Origin of the sequence: Sphingomonas sp. ABOLE (genome assembly GCF_003950455.1) — a bacterium.
GTDB classification, from domain to species: Bacteria; Pseudomonadota; Alphaproteobacteria; order Sphingomonadales; family Sphingomonadaceae; genus Sphingomonas; species Sphingomonas trueperi.
In genome coordinates, this window is record NZ_QQWY01000085.1 from 1 (window position 1) to 3,018 (window position 3,018).

The following is a 3,018-nucleotide window of genomic DNA, read 5'->3' on the forward strand; positions in this document are numbered from 1 at the left end:
GCCCATCCATCAGGCCAAGTTGTTCACGAAGGTCTGACCGTGGTCGTCCCCTTCATGCTCCTCATTGTAGTGCTCGGGTTTCTCGATCACTTTCTGCCCGAACCGGGCATAGAGTGTCGGCAGCACGAACAGCGTAAGAAGCGTCGCCGAGATCAGACCGCCGATGACGACCGTCGCCAAAGGCTTTTGAACCTCTGCGCCGGCGCCTTCGCCCAGCGCCATCGGCACGAAGCCGAGGCTGGCGACTAGCGCGGTCATGATGACGGGTCGCAGACGCTGCATCGCGCCAACATGCGCGGCTTCCTCGCGGCTCATCCCTGATCGGATCAGATCTTGGATCGAGCTGACCATGACGAGGCCGTTGAGGACCGCGATGCCCGAGAGGGCGATGAAGCCCACTGCCGCCGAGATCGAGAAGTCCATGCCCCGCAGGAACAGCAACAGGACGCCGCCCACCAGCGCGAAAGGCACGCCGGTGAACACGATCGCGGCGTCGCGGACCGATCCCAACGCCCCGTAGAGGAGCAGCAGGATCAAGATGAAGCAAGCCGGAATGACCAGCTTCAGCCGTTCGCTTGCCGATTGGAGGTTCTCGAACTGGCCGCCCCATTCGAGATAGGTGCCGGCAGGCAGCCGGAGTTGGCTGCCGATCGCCGCCTGCGCATCCGCCACGACGGATCCGACGTCGCGACCACGCACGTTGGCTTGCACCACCACGCGCCGCTTCCCGTTTTCGCGGCTGATCTGATTGGGACCGTCGACGACCTTGATGTCAGCGACACTGGACAGCGGCACATAGCCGCCGCCTGCCACCGGCACCTGCACCTGTTGGAGCAGGCCGATGTCGGCACGCTGCGCCTCCGACAGGCGGATCACCACGGGGAAGCGACGGTCGCCCTCGAAGATCTGGCCCGATGTTCGCCCGCCGATCGTCGCAGTCACGGTGTCCTGCACATCCTGAGCCGTAACGCCCAACCGCGCCATCGCGTCGCGGTTGACGCGAATGTCGAGCATGGGAAGACCGGTCGTCTGCTCCACCTTCACGTCCGCTGCGCCTTGCGTTCTGCGCAGCACCGCCGCGATTTGCTCGGCCGTCCGGTTCATCTGGTTGAAGTCGTCCCCGAACACCTTCACCGCGATGTCGCCGCGCACGCCGGCGATCAGCTCGTTGAAGCGCATCTGGATGGGCTGGGTGATCTCGTAGGCATTTCCCGGAATCTTCGCGAGATTACCCTCGATCCGGCTGACCAGCTCCTCCTTGGGAAGCTCAGGATCCGGCCAATCCTTGCGCGGCTTCAGGATGACGAACATGTCGGTCGCGTTCGGCGGCATCGGGTCGGCCGCCAGCTCGGCGGTGCCCGTCTTGGAATAGACGAACGCCACCTCCGGCTGCTTCGACATCATCCGCTCGATCGGCACCTGCATCGCCTGGCTCTGCTGGACCGACGTTGCCGGAATGCGGAGCGACTGGATCAGCAAATCGCCTTCGTCGAGCTGCGGCAGGAACACCGAGCCGAGCGTAGTGAAAGCAAGCGCCGCCACCACAAGGCTTCCCACACCCGCACCGATCGTCAGCGTCGGGCGCTTCATGGCCCGGTCGAGACCGGGTTCGTAGCGCTTCTTCAGCCACGTGATGATGCGGCCGTCCTTCTCCTCGACCTTCTTCGACAGCCAGATCGCAATCATCGCCGGCACGAAGGTGAGAGAGAGGATGAAGGCGAAGGCGAGCGCGATGATGACGGTCAGCGCCATCGGTCCGAACGTTTTACCCTCCACGCCGGTCAGCGTGAGCAGCGGTACGTAGACGAGGATGATGATTGCCTGCCCGTAAACCGAGGGGCGGATCATCTCGCGAGCGGCGGCTGCCACGGTCGCAAGCCGTTCCTTGACGGTCAGCAAGCGACCTTCATGATGCTGTTGTTCGGCAAGCCGCCTCAGCGCGTTTTCAACGATGATGACGGCGCCGTCGACGATCAGACCGAAGTCCAAAGCCCCAAGGCTCATCAGATTGGCCGAGACCCCAGCGCGCAGCATCCCGAAGCCTGTCAGCATCATGGTGATCGGGATGACCAACGCCGCGATCAGGGCCGCACGGAAGTTGCCGAGCAGCAGGAAGAGCACGACGATGACCAGCACCGCGCCTTCGGACAGGTTTTTCGCGACCGTCTTGATCGTCGAATTGACCAGCTCGGTGCGGTTCAGCACCGGCTGAATTACGACGTCAGGAGGCAGCGAAGCGTTGATCGTCTTCAGTTTCTCAGCGACCGCGGTCGACACGATGCGGCTGTTCTCGCCGATCCGCATGATCGCCGTGCCGACGACGACTTCGGTACCGTTCTCCGATGCCGAACCCATGCGGATCGCCTGACCCGTCTTCACAGTCGCGACTTGTTCGACCGTGATCGGCACGCCGTTACGTGTCGCGATCACGGTCCTGGCCAACTCGCTGGCATTGCGAACGAGCGCATCCGAGCGAACAGCCAGACCTTCGCCATTGCGATTGACGAAGCCACCGCCGACGCTGGTGTTGTTGCGCTCCAGCGCGTTGCCCAGGTCGGTCAAGGTGATGCCGAGTGAAGCCAGCTTCTGCACATCGGGCACGACGAGGAACTGCTTGGCGTAACCGCCAATCGAGTCGACGCCGGCGAGGCCCGGAGTGTTCTTGAGAAGCGGCGTGACGATCCAGTCCTGCGCGGTGCGCAGGTAGGTCGCCTTGTCCTCTTCGGTCGTCAGTCGCTCGCCCTCTGGCGTGATGTAGCTGCCATCGGGCTGTTGGCCCGGTTCACCGGGCTTGTGCTTGTCGTCCTCGCGATGATCGAGACGAACGGTGTACATGTACACCTCGCCCAGGCCTGTCGCGATCGGACCCATTTCAGGGTTCACGCCGTCGGGCAGATTCTCTTGCACGCCCCGCAGACGCTCGCCCACCTGCTGGCGGGCGAAATAGATGTCCGTCGCGTCCGAAAAGACCGCCGTGATCTGCGCGAAGCCGTTGCGGCTCAACGAGCGCGTATATTC

The 3,018-nt window shown here is 63.4% G+C and carries 1 protein-coding gene; it reads right to left on the reverse strand.

Annotated elements, in window-relative coordinates; genetic code table 11:
- Nucleotides 1–9: 9 nt before the first annotated feature.
- Nucleotides 10–3,018 (reverse strand): CusA/CzcA family heavy metal efflux RND transporter (locus tag CA234_RS23880; protein WP_126002921.1); only part of this gene is annotated, 3,009 nt, incomplete at its 5' end.